The 19,096-nt window shown below is 45.7% G+C and carries 19 protein-coding genes and 10 tRNA genes; 24 read left to right on the top strand and 5 right to left on the bottom strand.

From position 1 onward, the window contains the following. Positions 1–107 precede the first annotated feature (107 nt). Entirely contained in the window at positions 108–1,163 is a 1,056-nt protein-coding gene (rsgA, locus tag LYZ37_RS13525; protein WP_171326028.1) for a small ribosomal subunit biogenesis GTPase RsgA, read from the bottom strand. Between the two features lie 127 nt (positions 1,164–1,290). Between rsgA and orn the strand changes: the two genes are divergently transcribed. After that, the gene (orn, locus tag LYZ37_RS13520) at positions 1,291–1,836 is read left to right on the top strand and encodes an oligoribonuclease (protein WP_272785825.1); all 546 of its coding nucleotides are present in this window, start codon (positions 1,291–1,293) and stop codon (positions 1,834–1,836) included. A gap of 40 nt (positions 1,837–1,876) precedes the next feature. Here the strand turns inward: orn and LYZ37_RS13515 are convergent, their stop codons facing one another. Further along, positions 1,877–2,587: a hypothetical protein gene (locus tag LYZ37_RS13515; RefSeq protein ID WP_239846360.1), complete on the bottom strand. Its 711-nt coding sequence runs from the start codon at positions 2,585–2,587 to the stop codon at positions 1,877–1,879. 318 nt (positions 2,588–2,905) lie between these two features. On the opposite strand from LYZ37_RS13515, the gene LYZ37_RS13510 reads away from it, so the two are divergent. From LYZ37_RS13510 to LYZ37_RS13465, 10 genes are all read left to right on the top strand, one after another. Continuing rightward, positions 2,906–2,981: transfer RNA gene (locus LYZ37_RS13510), tRNA-Gly, on the top strand. Positions 2,982–3,023: 42 nt separating this feature from the next. Further along, positions 3,024–3,100: transfer RNA gene (locus LYZ37_RS13505), tRNA-Met, on the top strand. Positions 3,101–3,118: 18 nt separating this feature from the next. Beyond that, positions 3,119–3,194: transfer RNA gene (locus LYZ37_RS13500), tRNA-Gly, on the top strand. A 41-nt stretch (positions 3,195–3,235) separates the two neighbouring features. Further along, a tRNA-Met gene (locus tag LYZ37_RS13495) sits at positions 3,236–3,312 on the top strand. A gap of 94 nt (positions 3,313–3,406) precedes the next feature. Then, positions 3,407–3,482 (top strand) — tRNA-Gly (locus LYZ37_RS13490). A 38-nt stretch (positions 3,483–3,520) separates the two neighbouring features. Further along, a tRNA-Met gene (locus LYZ37_RS13485) sits at positions 3,521–3,597 on the top strand. A gap of 18 nt (positions 3,598–3,615) precedes the next feature. Continuing rightward, positions 3,616–3,691 (top strand) — tRNA-Gly (locus LYZ37_RS13480). A 41-nt stretch (positions 3,692–3,732) separates the two neighbouring features. Continuing rightward, positions 3,733–3,809: transfer RNA gene (locus tag LYZ37_RS13475), tRNA-Met, on the top strand. A gap of 2 nt (positions 3,810–3,811) precedes the next feature. After that, positions 3,812–3,887, top strand: a tRNA-Gly gene (locus tag LYZ37_RS13470). 38 nt (positions 3,888–3,925) lie between these two features. Beyond that, a tRNA-Gly gene (locus tag LYZ37_RS13465) sits at positions 3,926–4,001 on the top strand. A 610-nt stretch (positions 4,002–4,611) separates the two neighbouring features. Here LYZ37_RS13465 and queG read toward each other — a convergent pair. Then, entirely contained in the window at positions 4,612–5,724 is a 1,113-nt protein-coding gene (gene queG, locus LYZ37_RS13460; protein WP_272785824.1) for a tRNA epoxyqueuosine(34) reductase QueG, read from the bottom strand. 198 nt (positions 5,725–5,922) lie between these two features. On the opposite strand from queG, the gene tsaE reads away from it, so the two are divergent. The 9 genes from tsaE (at position 5,923) to LYZ37_RS13415 (ending at position 15,279) form a co-directional block, all read left to right on the top strand. Then, the gene (gene tsaE, locus LYZ37_RS13455; protein WP_004743157.1) at positions 5,923–6,387 is read left to right on the top strand and encodes a tRNA (adenosine(37)-N6)-threonylcarbamoyltransferase complex ATPase subunit type 1 TsaE; all 465 of its coding nucleotides are present in this window, start codon (positions 5,923–5,925) and stop codon (positions 6,385–6,387) included. Beyond that, positions 6,381–8,105, top strand: a complete 1,725-nt coding sequence (locus tag LYZ37_RS13450) for a LysM peptidoglycan-binding domain-containing protein (RefSeq protein WP_272785823.1) — start codon at positions 6,381–6,383, stop codon at positions 8,103–8,105. Before tsaE ends, LYZ37_RS13450 begins: the two co-directional genes overlap by 7 nt. A 14-nt stretch (positions 8,106–8,119) precedes the next feature. Beyond that, positions 8,120–10,084, top strand: a complete 1,965-nt coding sequence (gene mutL, locus LYZ37_RS13445; protein ID WP_272785822.1) for a DNA mismatch repair endonuclease MutL — start codon at positions 8,120–8,122, stop codon at positions 10,082–10,084. Next, positions 10,081–11,031, top strand: a complete 951-nt coding sequence (miaA, locus tag LYZ37_RS13440) for a tRNA (adenosine(37)-N6)-dimethylallyltransferase MiaA (protein WP_004743154.1) — start codon at positions 10,081–10,083, stop codon at positions 11,029–11,031. Before mutL ends, miaA begins: the two co-directional genes overlap by 4 nt. A 189-nt stretch (positions 11,032–11,220) precedes the next feature. Beyond that, positions 11,221–11,484 (top strand): RNA chaperone Hfq, encoded by a 264-nt coding sequence (hfq, locus tag LYZ37_RS13435; RefSeq protein ID WP_004743153.1) that lies wholly within the window; start codon positions 11,221–11,223, stop codon positions 11,482–11,484. Between the two features lie 40 nt (positions 11,485–11,524). Further along, complete coding sequence (gene hflX / locus LYZ37_RS13430) at positions 11,525–12,814, top strand: ribosome rescue GTPase HflX (protein WP_069667377.1); 1,290 nt, start codon at positions 11,525–11,527, stop codon at positions 12,812–12,814. Between the two features lie 45 nt (positions 12,815–12,859). After that, positions 12,860–14,050 (top strand): FtsH protease activity modulator HflK, encoded by a 1,191-nt coding sequence (gene hflK, locus LYZ37_RS13425; RefSeq protein WP_272785821.1) that lies wholly within the window; start codon positions 12,860–12,862, stop codon positions 14,048–14,050. 2 nt (positions 14,051–14,052) lie between these two features. Further along, positions 14,053–15,030 (top strand): protease modulator HflC, encoded by a 978-nt coding sequence (gene hflC / locus LYZ37_RS13420; RefSeq protein WP_239854663.1) that lies wholly within the window; start codon positions 14,053–14,055, stop codon positions 15,028–15,030. A gap of 63 nt (positions 15,031–15,093) precedes the next feature. Then, entirely contained in the window at positions 15,094–15,279 is a 186-nt protein-coding gene (locus tag LYZ37_RS13415; protein ID WP_004743170.1) for a DUF2065 domain-containing protein, read from the top strand. 10 nt (positions 15,280–15,289) lie between these two features. Here LYZ37_RS13415 and LYZ37_RS13410 read toward each other — a convergent pair whose 3' ends face one another. Continuing rightward, positions 15,290–15,517 (bottom strand): SlyX family protein, encoded by a 228-nt coding sequence (locus tag LYZ37_RS13410; RefSeq protein ID WP_272785819.1) that lies wholly within the window; start codon positions 15,515–15,517, stop codon positions 15,290–15,292. A gap of 19 nt (positions 15,518–15,536) precedes the next feature. Then, positions 15,537–16,517 (bottom strand): WD40 repeat domain-containing protein, encoded by a 981-nt coding sequence (locus tag LYZ37_RS13405; RefSeq protein WP_069667380.1) that lies wholly within the window; start codon positions 16,515–16,517, stop codon positions 15,537–15,539. Between the two features lie 130 nt (positions 16,518–16,647). Between LYZ37_RS13405 and fkpA the strand changes: the two genes are divergently transcribed. From fkpA to tusC, 4 genes are all read left to right on the top strand, one after another. After that, complete coding sequence (fkpA, locus tag LYZ37_RS13400) at positions 16,648–17,436, top strand: FKBP-type peptidyl-prolyl cis-trans isomerase (protein ID WP_004743173.1); 789 nt, start codon at positions 16,648–16,650, stop codon at positions 17,434–17,436. A gap of 185 nt (positions 17,437–17,621) precedes the next feature. Beyond that, complete coding sequence (locus LYZ37_RS13395; protein WP_004743174.1) at positions 17,622–18,344, top strand: helix-turn-helix transcriptional regulator; 723 nt, start codon at positions 17,622–17,624, stop codon at positions 18,342–18,344. Further along, entirely contained in the window at positions 18,341–18,736 is a 396-nt protein-coding gene (gene tusD, locus LYZ37_RS13390) for a sulfurtransferase complex subunit TusD (protein ID WP_272785818.1), read from the top strand. The genes LYZ37_RS13395 and tusD overlap by 4 nt, the downstream gene beginning before the upstream one ends. Next, on the top strand, positions 18,733–19,089 hold the full coding sequence (gene tusC, locus LYZ37_RS13385; RefSeq protein WP_272785817.1) for a sulfurtransferase complex subunit TusC: 357 nt from the start codon (positions 18,733–18,735) through the stop codon (positions 19,087–19,089). The genes tusD and tusC overlap by 4 nt, the downstream gene beginning before the upstream one ends. The last annotated feature ends 7 nt before the right edge of the window (positions 19,090–19,096 follow it).

The following is a 19,096-nucleotide window of genomic DNA, read 5'->3' as shown; positions in this document are numbered from 1 at the left end:
TTCAATTCCAATGCTATTTTGATGATTGACTATATTCTGGGCGCGAGATGTTACTCAAAATGCGCCCAAAAGTCAGCAGTTGCGAGAGTTTGCTTACAAAATTGCGGTTACAAATCCGCTTTTTTGCTACGAGAGTATTGTCGATTGGCTTTGTTTTCCGCCATGCTTTCGAGGATACGGTGATAGTTTTCAAAGCGTATTTCGTTGATCTCACCATCTTCAACGGCCTGACGCAGTACACATCCTGGGTCGTCATTGTGTTTACAATCACGGAACTTACAGCCACCTAGATAAGGCCTAAATTCAACAAAGGCTTTAGTCACTTCTTCGGCCTCTAAGTGCCACAGACCAAACTCACGAACTCCCGGTGAGTCAATTAGGTCGCCCCCTGTTGGGATATGGTAAAGGCGAGATGCGGTAGTGGTGTGTTGGCCTAGGCCGGAGTTTTCTGAGATCTCGCCTTCCTCAACATTAAATTGAGGCATAAGCGCATTGACTAGACTTGATTTGCCGACGCCAGACTGACCGACGAAAATATTGATGCGATCTTTCAGCTCGGCTTCGAGCTCAGCAATACCTTCCCCGGTTTGTTTACTGACAAACAGCACTTTGTAGCCAATGCGCTCGTATTCGTTTAGCCAAGATTTGTATTCAGCCAGTTGTTCTTGTTCAAGAAGATCAATTTTGTTCAGTACCAGCAGTGGAGCAATGCTCAAGGTTTCAGAGGCGACCAAGTAGCGATCAATGATGTTGAGCGACAGCTCAGGTAGAACTGAAGAAACGATGACCATTTGGTCTACGTTCGCAGCGACAGGTTTTAAACCGTCGTAGTAATCAGGGCGTGTTAAGACTGAAGTTCTTGGCTCGACGGCTTCAACCACACCATTGATGCCTTCCATCGACTCTAGGCCAGGGCGCCAAATAACTTTGTCCCCAGAAACCAGAGATTCGATACCGCGACGAAGATTACAGCGCTGGACTTCTCCGCTTTCGAGATCTTCTATATCTGCGTGTTGTCCAAAACGAGTGATAACCAGGCCTGATTTACTCCCTCCAAGCATAGATTCATCCCACTGGATGGTCTCTTCCTGCTTAAGTTTGCGTTTTTGGTTATGGCGTACACGCCTCACCTGACCTTTGGTTAGCTTTTTCTTTTTAGCCACGTTTCTCTACTTCAGTTGATTAATTTATCGGGTGATACCTGTCTGACAGCGAGTATCTCAATCTATCTTGGGTATCGGAATTTGGGTATAGTACCTCTTTTAGCACAAAACCAATAGGCAACGATTTATGTCCTTTAGCGATCAAAATTTAATTTGGATTGATCTTGAGATGACAGGACTGGACCCAGAAACCCACAAAGTTATCGAAATCGCCACCATAGTGACTGATAGTGAATTGAATATTTTAGCTGAAGGACCTGTACTTGCCATTCATCAGCCAGAAGAAGAACTGGCTAAAATGGATGAGTGGTGCACAACCACGCATACGGGCAGTGGTTTGGTTAAGCGTGTACGCGAAAGTAAAATCGATGAGCAAGAAGCTATTCGTCAAACGATTGAGTTTTTAGAAAAATGGGTACCTAAAGGTAAATCGCCAATTTGTGGTAACAGTGTTGGTCAAGACAGACGTTTCTTATACAAGCACATGGCCGAGCTTGAGCAGTATTTCCACTACCGCTACATTGACGTGAGTACATTGAAGGAACTTACTCGTCGTTGGAAGCCTGAAGTACTTGATGGCTTTTCCAAAACAGGCAGTCACCTTGCGTTAGACGATATTCGAGAGTCGATAGCCGAACTTCAGTACTATCGTGAAACGATTATCTCAATTTAATTGACTTTAATAACGCCAGCGCATTCGCTGGCGTTTTTGTTTATGGCACGGGGAGGAAAGCAAACTGAGCAACGCCATGGACTACCTTGGTAATCCCTCGATTTGTTTTGTCTGCAACGATGAGTGCCATCATATCTTGAATCATAACCATCTTAGTAAATCGGCGGTCAAAGCTGATATCACCGCCATCTTCATCGGTATCATTACTGTAAATCAGCGGGTTCCCATACTGGTCTTTGCGATGATAGAGTCGCCACACGAAGATCTCTATGTTTCGCGCACTGTTATATAAAGACTGCTCATCTAATGAATCGATGATAAAAAACTCTTGCTGGTGGTTGTATGAACGGCGCAGCATCTCTGATAGGCCGACGATAGCGGCAAATACTCGGTCTCCCTGAAAATTCTCATCAAAACTTAGCAAGATTGCATCAATTCCAGTGACGCCATTAAGCTCATCAAAAACTAAAGAGGGAAGTTCGATACTCTCTTCAGAACCAAAAATCTGGGTAATGCGACTTTCTATGGTCGCTTGCGGGTTCTTATGTAGTTGAATTGGATTGCGGACGTAGAGTTTTCGTGTCAGCTCCACCATCTGTATCTTTAGCTGTCTCGCATGGACATCCATAACAAAATCAACGTCACTTTTGCCGAGATTACGCATGGGTTTAGGCATAGAGCCACAACCAACAATTAGCGTAGCGACAAATAAGGGTATGAGCGTTCGAAAAACAATCCTTTGCAACGACATGGACACTGAACCTTAACTAGGAGAAATCTTGTAACCATTGGAACGAGGCTTTTATAGCCAATAGTTATATTAAAAATTGCATTCATCAGCGACATTAAGTCACCAAAATGCAGGTCAATATCCCAATTTGAGCATAGGTGAGGTTACTTTTATGTTATTTAACGAAATGCATTTCGTTTAAATTTCAAGCTGTTTTGATGATTGATGTGCGCTTTTCATCCAAACAGGAAAAAAATGGATTTTTTTTGCATGAAGGACTTGCATCACAAAAAAATGCTCTTATAATTCGCAGCCCTGAACGACGGAAACGTTGTTGATGCGACACTAGCTCAGTTGGTAGAGCGCAACCTTGCCAAGGTTGAGGTCACGAGTTCGAACCTCGTGTGTCGCTCCAGTTAAAAAGTCTTCATCGTACTTAACGGTGACACAATACGGACGCGGGGTGGAGCAGCTTGGTAGCTCGTCGGGCTCATAACCCGAAGGTCGTCGGTTCAAATCCGGCCCCCGCAACCAATTCTCTTATGAGAATATGCGACACTAGCTCAGTTGGTAGAGCGCAACCTTGCCAAGGTTGAGGTCACGAGTTCGAACCTCGTGTGTCGCTCCAAATTTGAAGGCTTTCATCATGCCTTAAATGGTGAATACGGACGCGGGGTGGAGCAGCTTGGTAGCTCGTCGGGCTCATAACCCGAAGGTCGTCGGTTCAAATCCGGCCCCCGCAACCAAATTTTTAGGTGTTGTGATTCGCTAGCTCGTCGGGCTCAGCTATTCATAAAACCTCGCGAAGGTCATCGATTTATATCCGGCCTCGCAACCAAAGCGACACTAGCTCAGTTGGTAGAGCGCAACCTTGCCAAGGTTGAGGTCACGAGTTCGAACCTCGTGTGTCGCTCCAAATTTAAAGCTTTCGTTGTGCTTAACAATGATTATGGACGCGGGATGGAGCAGCCTGGTAGCTCGTCGGGCTCATAACCCGAAGGTCGTCGGTTCAAATCCGGCTCCCGCAACCAATTCTCTTATGAGAATATGCGACACTAGCTCAGTTGGTAGAGCGCAACCTTGCCAAGGTTGAGGTCACGAGTTCGAACCTCGTGTGTCGCTCCAAGTTTAAAGGCTTTCATCATGCCTTAAATGGTGAATACGGACGCGGGGTGGAGCAGCTTGGTAGCTCGTCGGGCTCATAACCCGAAGGTCGTCGGTTCAAATCCGGCCCCCGCAACCAAAGCGACACTAGCTCAGTTGGTAGAGCGCAACCTTGCCAAGGTTGAGGTCACGAGTTCGAACCTCGTGTGTCGCTCCAATTTAATAGCCTTCATCGTGCTTAACGGTGACAAAGATGCGACACTAGCTCAGTTGGTAGAGCGCAACCTTGCCAAGGTTGAGGTCACGAGTTCGAACCTCGTGTGTCGCTCCAAATTTTAGGAAGCTTGGCGTACACGAGGAACCTCGTGACTGAATCCAGCCGAGACGATCCAAATCTCCTTCAGATGATTTTCATTTGAATAGACCTTACGGTCACCGCTCTTTAGCTAATGCTGCGAAGCATGAACCCCAAATCAGTAAAAAGTCCTCCTAGTTTTTAGGTGGGCATTTTTATGTCTCAATATTAAATCTCAGCACGAGATGTGCTCAGTCAGAATCAATAGCAAGCATTATGTGAGCTAGGGTTTGGCATGTTAGTCAACAGACTTATCCACAGATGTCTAATTGTGGATAACTTGGTGGGTAACCTGATTTTTATTCATGTATAACGCTTGACTAAAACGATCTTTTTGTTTTTGAAACTTTCCTACCTAACTCTAAATTTAACCTAACCAGTTGAATTTCAAGTTATTTTTATGTTTTTCCTAGCTTGGGTTAGTAGGTATTTACGATCATTAAGTCACTGTTTTTTGATCCTAGTCATTTCTTGCCACTGTGATTAACTTCTCCATCTGTAAGAAAATGAGTAATCGTTCTTTCTTTTTTCCACATTTTGGTTTTTGGAGCTAGGTCAAACTCTGAGTGACTAAGTTCGGCAAGCATTATGCATCGCGTGGTAAGCCTTTTTCGACAATTCTAATCAACCTATTTAGCTTAGTGGATTGTGTTGGGGTTTGAGCTTGTTGTTGTTCTAGAGCCCATTGAATATGTACATCTAAAGTCTCACTCAGGCCGAGGCGACTTTCTAGCGCTTCAATGATGTTGATGGAGTAGGGAGCATTTCCCATTGCGACCGACAGATTTCTTAACCATTGTAAATGTCCAATACGGCGAATAGCTGAACCTTCCATATTTTTTAAGAAAGTCGCTTCATCCCATTTAAATAGCTCAACGAGATTCGCATTGGTCAATGCCTCTCTACGGTGAAAGTCTTGCTGATCGGTTAAATCTGAGAAACGGTTCCAAGGACAAACAAGTTGGCAGTCGTCACAGCCATAGATTCTGTTGCCCATGGCTTTGCGAAACTCTTCAGGGATGACACCGTCAAACTCAATGGTTAAGTAGGAGATACAGCGTCTTGCATCGACAATACCATTATCTACGATGGCTTGTGTCGGGCATGAGGTAATACAAGCTTTGCATTTGCCACATTCATCAACGCTGGGTTCGTCGACTGGAAGAGGAAGATCTATCAGTAACTCACCAAGGAAAAACCATGAGCCACACTCTTTATCTAGAATAAGTGAATGTTTTCCAGTCCAGCCCAATCCGGCTTTCTGCGCCAAAGGCCTTTCAAGTATCGGTGCGGAATCAACAAAAGGTCGGTGGCCAAAGCTGCCAACTTCTTGTTCTATTTTTTGCCCGAGCTTTTTTAACTGGTTGCGGATTAACTTGTGATAATCACGCCCAAGAGAGTAGCGGCTTATATAGGCTTGAGTCGGATCTGATAGATTGGCAGCAAATTGCGCTTCAGGAGGCAGGTAGTTCATACGTACGCTAATGACACGGACAGTCCCCGGCAGCAATTCAGCGGGACGCGCTCTCATCATCCCGTGACGAGCCATCCAGTCCATTTCCCCGTGATAGCCTGCATCAAGCCATTTTTGTAGCTCAGCTTCATGCTCAGAGAGATCTACATCGCAGATGCCAACTTTTTGGAAGCCAAGTTCTTGGCCCCAAATTTTGATCTTGTCTGCGAGCTCTTGGTAGTTCATTCTGATTGCTCCGGGTAAAGGGGGCAGGATCTTAACGGATCTTATATGCAGGATCTAGCCAAGGAAAAGCGAAAAATGGCAAGAAATCGCTGATTTTTCGTTTTACTTACACAAGATCTCTTGTCTCTCAATTCCAACCCAGTTTACTATTCCTGTTCTTTTGATTTTTATATAGTCACAGCGTAGAGATTGATCTTCATGACCACCAAACAATTCGCCCTTAAAGATGAACAAGCAACGATTCAATTAGGGACAGCATTGGCACACTTGTGCTCTCAGCAAACCACCATCTACTTACACGGTGATTTGGGTGCAGGTAAAACGACATTTAGTCGTGGTTTTGTTCGCGCGCTTGGTCATGAAGGCAATGTAAAAAGCCCAACCTACACTCTCGTTGAACCTTATCAATTGGATCAGTGGCAGGTTTACCATTTTGATCTTTACCGTTTAGCGGATCCTGAAGAACTTGAGTTTATGGGGATCCGTGATTACTTCACTTCCGATGCTATCTGTTTGGTGGAGTGGCCTGAGAAAGGACAAGGTCTGCTGCCAGAAGCCGATCTGGATATTGATCTTCGTTACGACGGAGAGGCACGTGTTGTTGTACTGACGGCAAATAATCAGTACGGATGTCAATTATTAGAACAGTTGGAGTTATGTTGAAGAGTACTTTTATAAGAGCTGTTTTCTTTCCATTTCTTCTTGCTCTTACTCTTGCGCCCGGTTTTGCATTTGCAAACGCGCTAGAAGGGATTCGTGTTTGGCCTTCTCCTGATGAGACACGTGTTGTCATCGATCTTTCATCAGAAGCTGACTACAGCTATTTTACGCTCTCTAGTCCAGAGCGTTTAGTCGTTGATTTAAAGAAAACGTCTCTGAGCACTAAGCTGCCTATCAACATCACCGATAGTCCAGTCTTGAAAAAGATCCGTAAAAGCTCTCCGCCCAATAAAGGCACTTATCGTTTGGTGTTTGAGCTAAAACGAAAAGTGACTCCTCAACTGTTTAAGCTTGCACCCACTCCGGGTGGGCAATATGGTCACCGTCTTGTGATCGATATGCCTCATGGCAGTCAGAAGAAAGCAACCTCAACTCCTGCAAAATCAAGCAGCTCGACAACAGTGAGCCGTGATGCTTCTCAGTTGGCCGGAACGGCAGATATCGTAGTGGCGATTGACCCTGGTCATGGTGGCGAAGACCCTGGTTCAATTGGTCCGAGCAAAAAATATGAAAAGCATGCGACCTTAGCAATTTCTAAGAAGATCGTTGCCCAAATCAATGCTGTGCCGGGAATGAAAGCGGTACTGACCCGAGGCGGTGACTACTTTGTCAATTTAAACAAACGTTCAGAGATAGCTCGCCGTAACAAAGCACACTTGCTGGTTTCGATTCACGCCGATGGCTTCCATACGCCTCAACCGCGCGGTGGTTCAGTATTTGTCTTGAATACTCGTCGAGCAAACTCGGAGATAGCGCGTTGGGTAGAGAATCATGAGGAACAATCTCAACTACTAGGAGGGGCTGGAGAAGTCCTTTCAAAGAACAATAACGATAGGAATGTCAGTCAGACTCTGCTCGATCTACAGTTTAGCCACTCACAAAAAGAAGGTTATAAACTGGCAACGAAGATCCTGCGAGAAATGACGCGAGCTGGCATCAAGCTGCACAAGAAAGATCCGGTTAACGCAAGCTTAGCGGTATTGAAGTCACCAGATATTCCTTCTGTACTCGTTGAGACGGGCTTCATTACTAACCCGACCGAAGAAAGATTGTTGTTCCAGCGCAGCCACCAAGACAAACTGGCGCGCTCGCTTGCTAAGGCGATTGTCCAGTATTTTGAGGCAAACCCTCCAGAAGGCACTCTGTTTGCTAATCGCGGTAAAACCATCAAGCACAAAGTGGCACGCGGTGAGTCGCTGTCGTTGATAGCCAGTAAGTATGGTACGTCGACGAAAGCGATTATGCAGACCAATAAGCTCAAGAGCACAAGCTTAGCCATTGGTCAGATGCTGACGATTCCGGGTTCAAGTAAGTCTATCTCGGTGCCACAAATTAAGAATCCAGTCGAAACTAAGACTTTGACTCACGTAGTACAGCGTGGTGAGTATCTAGGAAAAATCGCAGAGAAGTACAAAGTTTCAGTTGCTGCGATTAAGAAAGAAAACAAGCTCAAGTCCGATACATTAAAGCTTGGGCAAAAGTTAAAGATTACTGTGAGTATGAAAGATCAACCACTACGTAAGCACACAGTTAAGCGTGGTGAGTTCTTGGGCAAAATTGCCAGCAAGTATCAGGTCAGTGTGAACAACATTCGCAAAGCCAACAACTTGCGTTCTGATCAGTTGGCGGTTGGTCAGGTGTTGATCATTCCCCACAACTAAAGTGAGTGCCAGACGTGACGATTAAGATCCTTCCTGCGCGCCTTGCCAACCAAATCGCGGCGGGTGAAGTGGTAGAAAGACCCGCTTCTGTAGTCAAAGAGTTGGTGGAAAATAGCTTAGATTCTGGCGCAACACGCATCGATATTGATATCGAGAAGGGCGGCGCTAAGCTGATCCGTGTGCGCGACAATGGCAAAGGGATCGTCAAAGATGAGTTAGGTCTGGCGCTAAGTCGACATGCCACGTCGAAGATTCACACCCTTGACGATCTGGAAGCGATCATTAGCTTAGGCTTTCGTGGTGAAGCCTTAGCGAGTATCAGTTCTGTTGCCCGTTTAACCATGACCTCACGACCCGCGACACAAGAGCAAGCTTGGTCAGCGTACAGTGAAGGCCGCGAGATGCAGGTTAAGCTTCAGCCTGCTGCCCATCCTATTGGTACCACGGTTGAAGTGCTTGATCTGTTCTTCAATACGCCAGCGAGGCGCAAGTTTCTGCGTACAGAGAAAACCGAATTTACCCATATAGATGAGTTATTGAAACGGATTGCGCTTAGCCGCTTCGACGTTACGATCAATCTCAGACACAACGGTAAACTCATTAAACAGTATCGCGCGGCGAAAACTGAGGCACAGGCAGAAAAGCGTATTGCAGCAGTGTGTGGTAATGCCTTTGTGCGTAACATGCTCAAAATAGAGCTAGAGCATCAGGGGCTCAAGCTGCATGGTTGGATCACCACGCCAGAGGGTGCTCGTCAGCAAAGCGATCTGCAATACTGTTACGTTAATGGCCGTATGATGCGTGACAAACTGATCAATCACGCGATTCGCCAAAGCTATGAGACTAGCCTGCGCCCCGATCAGTTTGCGACATATGTGCTCTTTATCGAACTCGACCCACATCAAGTCGATGTCAATGTACATCCTGCCAAGCATGAAGTTCGCTTCCATCAAGCGCGTCTTGTGCATGACTTTATCTATCAAGCGTTGAGTGATGCCTTGGCTCAAAGTGCCCATATTGATAAGCCAGAACAAACCGCGTCTGCATTCCATGTAGAGCAGCCATCAAATCCATCGGATGAGCCAGAGCCAATTTCTGCACCTCGTGAAGTGGCAAATCGTACTTCTCAGCAAGAATATCGCGCAATTGAGTCAGTGCCTTCTTATCCCGGTAAAGCCGATTATGGCGAAAGTCGAGAGAGTGTGCGTGAAGCGCAGCCAAGACATGAATGGCAAGAATCTCGCCCGCTAAACAAGCCAAGAGTCACTGAGCGCTATAGCGAACCTGCACCGAGTAAGCAGGAAGTAAAAGCCTATCAGGAATTACTCCAAACTCCGGAGATCGCAGAAGCGGAAAAAGCGCAAATCCCAGCGGCAAAGACGATTTCGAATGAACAAGTTGATGTTCAGGTTGTCGAATCGTTAGGAAAAGCAATCCATGTCGTACAAGGTCGGTATCTTGTGATGGCAGATAAGCAAGGTACGCGTTTGGTCAACCTTGCTAAAGCGGAGTGGCTTCGGATCAATGGTCAATTGTCGACTCGCGAACGTAATTTAAAAAGCCAACCGTTATTGGTTCCTTTGTCGGTTAAGTTAGATGATGCTCTGCTCGAAGTTGCGCAAGCGCTTCAGCCAACGCTAGATACATTTGGCATTGAGCTAAAAGCACGCGGTAATAAGGCGCTGATGGTTATGGGCGTGCCCCAACCTTTGAGGCAACAAAACTTGCAACAACTGGTGCCAGATCTGCTATCTTACGCGGTCTCGTGTCAAGCCGCTTCACAGCCGCTGTCACATACCCAGTTAGCAAAATGGCTTAGTGATCATATTACTCAGGTAAAAAGTGACTACACTTTGTCGGAAGCCATCCAGATCATTGCTGATGTAGAGCAATTGTGGCAAGGAAGACTTCCACTTAGTGACCAAACCTTTGTTAAGCCAGTAGACTTTTCTGCAACGATTGCAGCGTTAGAATTATGAACAACACAGAATTACCTTTAGCTCTATTTTTAATGGGGCCAACAGCGTCAGGAAAAACGGATCTTGCGATTCGTTTACGCCAGAAATTCCCGGTAGAGATCATTTCAGTTGATTCAGCACTGATCTACAAAGGAATGGATATTGGTACGGCAAAACCTGATGCCGAGGAACAAGCCCAAGCGCCGCATCGCTTGATCGATATTCTTGATCCTAGTGAAGCCTATTCTGCTGCTGATTTTCGTCGTGATGCGCTGAATGAAATGAATAAAATTGTAGAGCAAGGCAAGATCCCACTACTCGTCGGTGGCACCATGCTTTACTACAAAGCGTTACTGGAAGGGCTATCGCCACTACCAGCCGCAGATACTGAAATTCGCCAACAGATAGAGCAAGAAGCATTAGCTTTGGGTTGGGATAAATTACACGATCAGTTAAAAGAGATTGATCCTGTCTCAGCAGAGCGAATCCACCCGAATGATCCACAAAGATTGTCTAGGGCATTGGAAGTTTATCGAATTTCAGGTAAAACTCTTACTGAGTTAACTCAAACTAAGGGCGAAAGCCTGCCGTACCGAGTTAAACAGTTTGCAATAGCTCCCAAGGAAAGGGCAGAGCTCCATCGCCGAATTGAGCTGCGCTACGAGAAGATGATCGAAGCGGGTTTTGAAGATGAAATGCGTGCGCTATATGCTCGCGACGATCTTCACCCAGATCTACCTTCGATTCGTTGTGTAGGTTATAGGCAGATGTGGGACTATTTGGATGGGAACTGCACGTTAGATGAAGCCATTTTTAAGGGCGTCTGTGCAACCCGTCAATTGGCCAAGCGACAAATCACCTGGTTACGCAGCTGGGATGATTTAACTTGGTTAGATAGTGAAAACATTGAACACGCGCTAGAAACTGTCTCAAATGCCATAGCATCTGAAGGTTTTAGCTGTGTATAATGTGATCGCTTTTGCGTGAATGTGCCCTGTAAAGGATCTGTTACTTGAAATTTCGCTTCAAAGTCGTCATAACAAGTAGCGACAGGGTGTTATTTTATTCGTTTAGCTCAGAGCAAAGGCCGCATCTTTTAATGCAGCGCACCACTAGCTAAATAACTAAAACAAAATTACAAAATAAGGAAAATAAAAATGGCTAAGGGGCAATCTCTACAAGACCCATTCTTAAATGCATTACGTCGCGAACGTATTCCAGTATCTATCTACCTTGTAAACGGAATTAAACTACAAGGTCAGATCGAATCATTTGATCAGTTTGTTATCTTGCTGAAAAACACTGTTAACCAGATGGTGTACAAGCACGCTATTTCTACGGTAGTTCCTGCTCGTCCAGTGAGCCACCACAGCGGTGATCGTCCACAAGGTGATCGTCAGCAAGAGAAATCAGAAGATTAATTCTCTGAATTACCATATTTGTTTGTAAGGAGTTGATTGCTTGTTTGACCGTTATGAAGCCGGTGAGCGAGCCGTACTTGTTCATATCAACTTCACGCAAGAAGGGGAGTGGGAAGATCTCAGCGAGTTTGAGATGTTGGTCTCTTCAGCTGGCGTTTCTGCGTTACAAGTTGTAACTGGAAGTCGCCAGTCTCCACACCCTAAATACTATGTCGGAGAGGGTAAGGCTCAAGAGATTGCACAGGCTGTGCAGTTATCTGGCGCTGATATTGTGATTTTTAATCACGCCCTCTCTCCTGCCCAAGAACGTAACCTCGAACAGTTGTGTAAGTGTCGTGTGGTTGACCGTACAGGTCTGATCCTTGATATTTTTGCTCAACGCGCCCGAACTCATGAAGGTAAATTGCAGGTTGAGCTTGCTCAGCTTCGCCATATCTCAACCCGATTGATCCGCGGCTGGACGCACCTTGAAAGACAGAAAGGTGGTATCGGTTTACGTGGTCCAGGTGAAACTCAGTTAGAAACTGACCGACGTCTATTGCGTGATCGTATTAAAGCGATACTGCGCCGTTTAGGGAAAGTGGCTAAACAGCGTGAACAAGGTCGCCGTGCTCGAAATCGAGCGGAAATCCCGACTGTTTCTTTAGTTGGTTATACCAACGCAGGTAAGTCGACCCTATTTAACCGTATTACTGAAGCAGGTGTTTACGCCGCAGACCAGCTGTTTGCCACGCTAGACCCAACTTTACGTAAAATTGAGCTAGCAGATGTTGGCCCGGCGATCTTAGCCGATACGGTAGGGTTTATTCGTCATCTTCCGCACGATCTTGTTGCTGCATTTAAAGCAACACTGCAAGAAACTCAAGAAGCTGACATTTTGTTACATGTTGTAGATGCCAGCGACGACCGTTTTCGTGAGAATATTCAAGCTGTTCATGAAGTACTAGAAGAGATCGATGCCCACGAGGTACCGTCTCTGGTTGTCATGAACAAGATTGATAATCTAGAAGACCAGAAACCTCGTATAGAACGTGATGAGGAAGGAATTCCTCGCGCAGTTTGGGTTTCTGCAATGGAAGGCATAGGTATTGAGCTGCTGTTTGATGCGTTGACGGAGCGTCTCGCGAGTCAAATGGTTCAGTATCAATTGCGAATCCCGCCACAACATCAAGGGCGAATTCGTAGTACATTCTTCCAGATGAAATGTATTCAACGAGAAGAATATGACCAGGAAGGTAACTTGTTGATTAATGTTCGCATGCAACAAGTGGATTGGTCTAGACTTGAAAAAAGAGAAGGGGCAGTTTTACGTGACTTTATAGTTACTTAAATGACTGCTACAGTATAACGTCATATCAAATGATGGAGCTTTCTAATGGCGTGGAATGAGCCTGGTAATAACAACGGCAACAATGGCCGCGATAATGACCCTTGGGGTAATAACAATCGTGGTAACAAAGGTGGCCGTGATCAAGGACCGCCAGACTTAGACGAAGTGTTTAATAAACTGAGTCAGAAACTGGGTGGAAAGTTTGGTGGTGGCAAAGGCGGTAAAGGATCGTCTATTGGCGGCGGCGGAGCACTAGGTTTTGGTGTTATCGCAGCAATCGCAATAGCAATTTGGTTCTTCGCTGGCTTTTACACTATCGGCGAAGCAGAGCGTGGTGTAGTGCTACGTCTCGGTAAATATGATCGCGTTGTCGATCCTGGTCTAAACTGGCGTCCGCGCTTCATTGATGAAGTGTCACCGGTTAACGTACAGGCGATTCGCTCACTGCGTTCATCAGGTCTAATGCTGACTAAAGATGAAAACGTAGTTACGGTTGCGATGGATGTTCAGTACCGTGTTGCTGACCCGTACAAATACCTATTCCGCGTAACCAACGCAGACGACAGCTTACGCCAAGCGACCGACTCTGCGCTTCGTGCAGTGATTGGTGACTCTCTGATGGATAGCATCCTGACGACTGGTCGTCAGCAAATTCGTCAAAGTACTCAGGAAACGTTAAATGAAATCGTAGACAGCTACGATATGGGTGTCGTCATTGTTGATGTCAACTTCCAGTCTGCACGTCCACCTGAGCAAGTTAAAGACGCATTCGATGATGCTATCGCAGCGCGTGAGGATGAAGAGCGTTTTGAGCGTGAAGCAGAAGCTTACCGTAACGACATTCTTCCAAAAGCGACAGGTCGAGCTGAGCGTTTGAAGAAAGAAGCATTGGGTTACTCGGAGCGCGTAGTGAATGAAGCACTTGGTCAAGTAGCGCAGTTTGAGAAGCTACTTCCTGAATACCAAGCAGCTCCTGAAGTTACTCGTAACCGTCTATACCTAGACACGATGGAAGAAGTCTACAGTAGCACTTCTAAGGTTCTGATTGATTCTGAATCAAGTGGCAACCTGCTTTACTTGCCAATCGATAAGTTGGCTGGTGAAGGTAAGACTCAAACTAAACGTAGCACGAAGTCTTCTTCTGCATACGATCAAATTGAGCTAGAGACTCAGGCAAATGAGACAACTTCAGACTCGCAATCTCGTTCAACTGGTTCACGTCAAGGGAGATATTAAGAATGCGTAAGTTAATGATCCCTGTATTAGTCGTTACCATTGTTCTACTGCTAATGTCAGTCTTTGTCATTCAAGAAGGCGAGCGTGGATTGGTGATTCGATTTGGTCGTGTTCTTGATGATAACGGCGTATCAAGAATCTACGAGCCAGGCTTGCATTTTAAGATGCCGCTATTCGATCGTGTGAAAACGCTAGATGCGCGTATCCAAACAATGGATAGCCGTTCTGACCGTTTCGTAACGTCTGAGAAAAAAGACGTGCTGATCGATACTTACGTTAAGTGGCGTATTTCAGACTTCGGTCGTTACTACCTAACCACTGGTGGTGGTAATACGTTGACAGCGGAAGCGCTACTTGAACGTAAAGTCACCGACGTACTACGTTCTGAAATTGGTGCTCGTGAGATCAAGCAGATTGTTTCTGGCCCGCGTAACAAAGATGTACTTCCTGACAGTGCAGACAGCGAAGAAGTGACAACTGAAGCAGCTTTAGAAGCGCTAGAAGTGGACGGTGAGCGTGACCAAATTATGGAGAACGTTCTTGTCGGCACTACAGATAGTGCAATGAAAGACTTGGGTGTTGAGATCGTTGATTTCCGTATGAAGAAAATCAACCTACCTGACGAAATCAGTGAGTCTATCTACCGCCGAATGAGAGCTGAGCGTGAATCTGTTGCGCGTAAGCACCGTTCTCAAGGTCGTGAGAAGGCAGAAGTTATCCGAGCACAAGCTGATCTAGAAGTGGCAACAGTTCTAGCAGAAGCAGACAAGACTGCACGTGTAACACGAGGTGAAGCGGATGCGAAATCTGCGAAAATCTACTCAGATGCTTACAACAAAGACCCAGAATTCTTTAGCTTTATGCGTTCTCTTAAAGCTTACGAGAAATCATTCAGCGATAAGAGCGATATCCTAGTACTGGATCCGAAGAGTGACTTCTTCCAGTACATGAATAACGCAACTGGCGCAGAAGCGAAGTAAATAAACTCTGATAGTATAAAGGCTCCTTAATGGAGCCTTTATTTTTTTTATGGTAGGAAATCTATGTCGAACTCTTTATGGCTCGCCTTTGGCCTAGTACTTATTGTTGAAGGACTTGGCCCACTGATCGCTCCCAACGGTTGGCGCAATATGGTCGCTCAACTCAGTCAACAGCCGGACAATCAGCTACGTCGAATTGGTGGCTGTTTAGTGGTCGCTGGAGCCGTAATTGCTTATGTATTTGGCTAGTTTGTAGAGCTTAGTAGTGAGGTGGTGGCGGCTCATTGGCAGGGTTTTCCACGTTTGAGGCATCCATGTTTTTCATTTTACCTACCACGTATTTCATCTGGTCCTGCATTTTTGAGATCAACAATTGCTGCTGACTAAGCGCATCGTTCAACTCTTCAATGGTCTGCTCTTGGAAAGCCAATTGACACTCTAGGTCATTCACGCGGCTTTCTAATTGTTCAACTCGCTTTTCTGTCATGGCTCACTGATCTTTGCTGTTAATAATCCACATCCCAAGCTTGGGCGATACCAGCCGATGTCCCCGAGATCACTCGGTTTTGGCTATCAAAGGCTGCATCATACACCACTGCGCGTGGAGGGCGAGTATCTTTTAGTGGTTCAGCTTCAAATCCATCAACTCGCTTACCTGTGTGAGTATCCCAAACCATGATACGGCTCGATGGGGTTCCGGTAACAAGGTATTGACCATCATCAGAAAAGCGAGCAGTTGAGAAAATCAGCTGGCGAGAGAAGCTACGTAGTCGAGACATTTCTTCTCCAGTGGTGAGATCCCAGATAATCGCTTGGTTCCCCCCGTCAGAAGTGAAAGCGTATTTGCCGTCGCGCTGCAGGGCGACTCGGTTCACCCGCTGTTCATGTTCAAAGGTTTTTAATATCTGTCCAGTATTGGTATCCCACAGATGCGCTTTGTAGTCATTGCCGCCTGAGAGAGCAAACCGCCCGTTGGGAGAAAGGGCAACCGAATTGACTTTTTCATTGTGGGCAAGGAACTCTAAGCGGCGACCGGTGACTAAGTTGACGTAGATGGCTTTGCCATTGGATAGACCAAGCAGTACTTGATCGCCATTACTGGCAATATCAACATCGCGGATCAAGCCGTCGGAAATTGACCAAAGTCCTTCAGCTTGTGTCCAAGCCAAGTCCCAGACTGCGAAGTTGATTTGTGTTGCGGTTACCGCGAAACGGCCATTATCTGAAATTCGGATACGTGAAACGGTACTAGATTGGGGATCTTGAGCGCCCAATGAAGCGAGCTCTTGGCTTTCATCCAGATCCCATAAAACAAGTTGGTGTTCTTTAGAGTAAAGAAGGGCGAAACGAGCATCGCGGCTTAATGCAAAGCTGGTGGTGCCTTTAGGTTCGATAGTCCATCGCTGGCTGTCTTGAGCGGAGAAAAAACACCCATTTAACGCTGTAATGACAATAGTGATGATTATTGAGTTAAAAATTATACGCATTAAGTCCAAATATCCGCTTGTTTACGTTTAATTAAGACGCATATTGGTTATATTGGTACAACATTCAAATGTGTACCAGTGTTTCTTAAAGATTTGTGCACAAAGACAAAAGTCTCAATTGGAGAGTTAAATGAAATCGATTTTTAAAGTGTCACTGCTTGCTGCAACTGTTGCACTCGCTGTTGGCTGTCAAAAAGAAGAAGAACCAAAAGCAGAAACAGCGCCAGCGGCAGAGCAAGTGCAAGCAGAAACAGCTAAGACGGTTTCTTTTGCAACAGAAGATGACAAAGCGGCATACGCGATTGGTGTCTCTTTTGCTAACTACCTAAGCACTAGCCTAGACAAGCCAAACGAAATTGGCATCACGCTAAATAAAGATCTTGTTCTTAAAGGTATTGAGCACGTATTTGCTGGTAACCCAGAGCTTAACGAAGAAGAAACTCGCGCTGCACTAGAAGCACTAGACAAGCGTGTTGCTGAAACAATGCAAAAGCAAGCGGCTGAAAAAGCAGCGGCTGCTAAGCAAGAAGGTGCTGATTTCCGCGCTGAGTTTGAAAAGCAAGAAGGTGTTAAGAAGACTGACACTGGTCTACTTTACCAAGTAATGACCCCTGCTGAAGGTGAGCAGCCAAAAGATACCGATACGGTTCAAGTACACTACAAAGGTACGTTGATCGACGGTACTCAGTTCGATAGCTCATACGACCGTGGTGAACCAGCGACTTTCCCACTAAACCGCGTTATCCCTGGTTGGACAGAAGGCGTTCAACTAATGCCTGTTGGTTCTAAGTTCAAGTTTGTCATCCCGCCAGAGCTTGCGTACGGTGAACAAGATACGCCAACGATTCCAGCTAACTCAACACTAGTATTTGAAGTTGAGCTACTAAAAATCGATAACGGTGAAGAAGCGGTTCAGTAAGCCTTAATCACTGATTCTAAAAGGTCTGGTTTTTGCCAGACCTTTTTTATTGCGAGAAATTGCACAATGTAATAAAGCAATTTTTTGTCCTAAATCACTAGATAGTGGGTTAGCTAGGTGTGCTTATCAAAATTTCTGATAAACTTACACCAATTTGTTGATTTTTCGCGCTAAGGCTTAAAGAAGTGACAACTACAGAAACAGTAAACACGGATATGTTGCTCGAAATGGAATCTGTCAATGTGATGCCATTTAGTGAGCATGACAAAATCATTCTGAGATCTTATGAAGCAGTCGTCGATGGCATTGCGAGCCTAATTGGCCCGTTTTGTGAAATCGTTCTCCACTCACTTGAAGATCTTAATACTTCGGCGATTAAAATTGCCAATGGTGAAAACACGGGTCGTCAGGTCGGTTCTCCGATCACAGACTTAGCATTGAAAATGCTGCGTGATATTGAAGGCTCGGAAAGAAACTTCTCTCGTTCTTACTTTACTCGCGCGAAGGGTGGAGTGCTGATGAAATCTATTACGGTAGCCATCCGTAATGGGGAAAATCGCGTGATTGGTCTGCTATGTGTGAACGTCAATCTTGACGCACCATTCTCCCAAGTGCTCCAGTCTTTTATGCCGACTGAAGAAGCAAAACAAGCGGCATCATCGGTTAACTTCGCTAGCGATGTTGAAGAACTCGTTGACCAAACCGTTGAACGCACCATTGAAGAAATCAATGCTGACAAATCCGTCTCGAACAATACTAAGAATCGTCAGATTGTGATGGAGCTATACGACAAGGGTATCTTTGACATTAAAGATGCGATTAACCGTGTTGCTGATCGCCTTAATATCTCTAAGCACACCGTTTACCTTTATATTCGTCAGCGCAAAACTGAGGATGACGAAAAGTGAGTGGTTTGACTTACACCTTGGTGGTGAATGGTCCCGTTTACGGCAGTCAGTCCGCGAGAAGCGCATATCAGTTCGCGAAGGCGCTGATTGCGAAAGGGCATTCATTGGTCAGCGTGTTTTTCTATCAAGATGGTGTCACCAATGGCAGTGCGCTCACAGTGCCAGCCAATGATGAGTTCGATTTAGTAAAGGCATGGCAAACACTCGCAACTGAGCACGATGTGCGTTTGGAAACCTGTGTTGCGGCAGCCCTGCGTCGAGGTGTGGTAAGCCAAGATGAAGCGAATCAGCATGGCTTGGTACAAAGCAACTTAGCAGAAGGCTTTCATCAAGCTGGGCTTGGCAGTTTGGCTGAGGCGATGTTAGTTCAAGATCGAGTGGTACAGTTTTGAGTCAACTAACTTATCTATTCCGTAGTGCGCCTCATAGTTCGTCAGCAGGACGTGAAGGGGTTGATGCACTGCTTGCGGCTTCGGCGTACTGTGAAGACATTAGCGTCGTATTTATGGGCGATGGCGTTTATCAATTGTTGCTTGGCCAGCAAACCGCTGAAATTCTCAGTAAAGACTATTCACCAATGATGAAGCTATTTGACCTTTATGACATCGAGCAGGTCTATGTATGCGAGACCTCGTTATCAGAAAGAGGGCTAGCACAAGCTGACTTAGTCATTGCGGCTCAGCCACTTGATCCATTAGCGCTGAGTGCTCAACTACATCAAGCAGATAAAGTCCTTACCTTTTAGGTGTTCT

Origin of the sequence: Vibrio tubiashii (assembly GCF_028551255.1) — a bacterium.
Classification (GTDB): Bacteria; Pseudomonadota; Gammaproteobacteria; order Enterobacterales; family Vibrionaceae; genus Vibrio; species Vibrio tubiashii_B.
The sequence above is the reverse complement of the archived record's forward strand: the minus strand, read 5'-3'. Positions and strand labels throughout refer to the sequence as shown.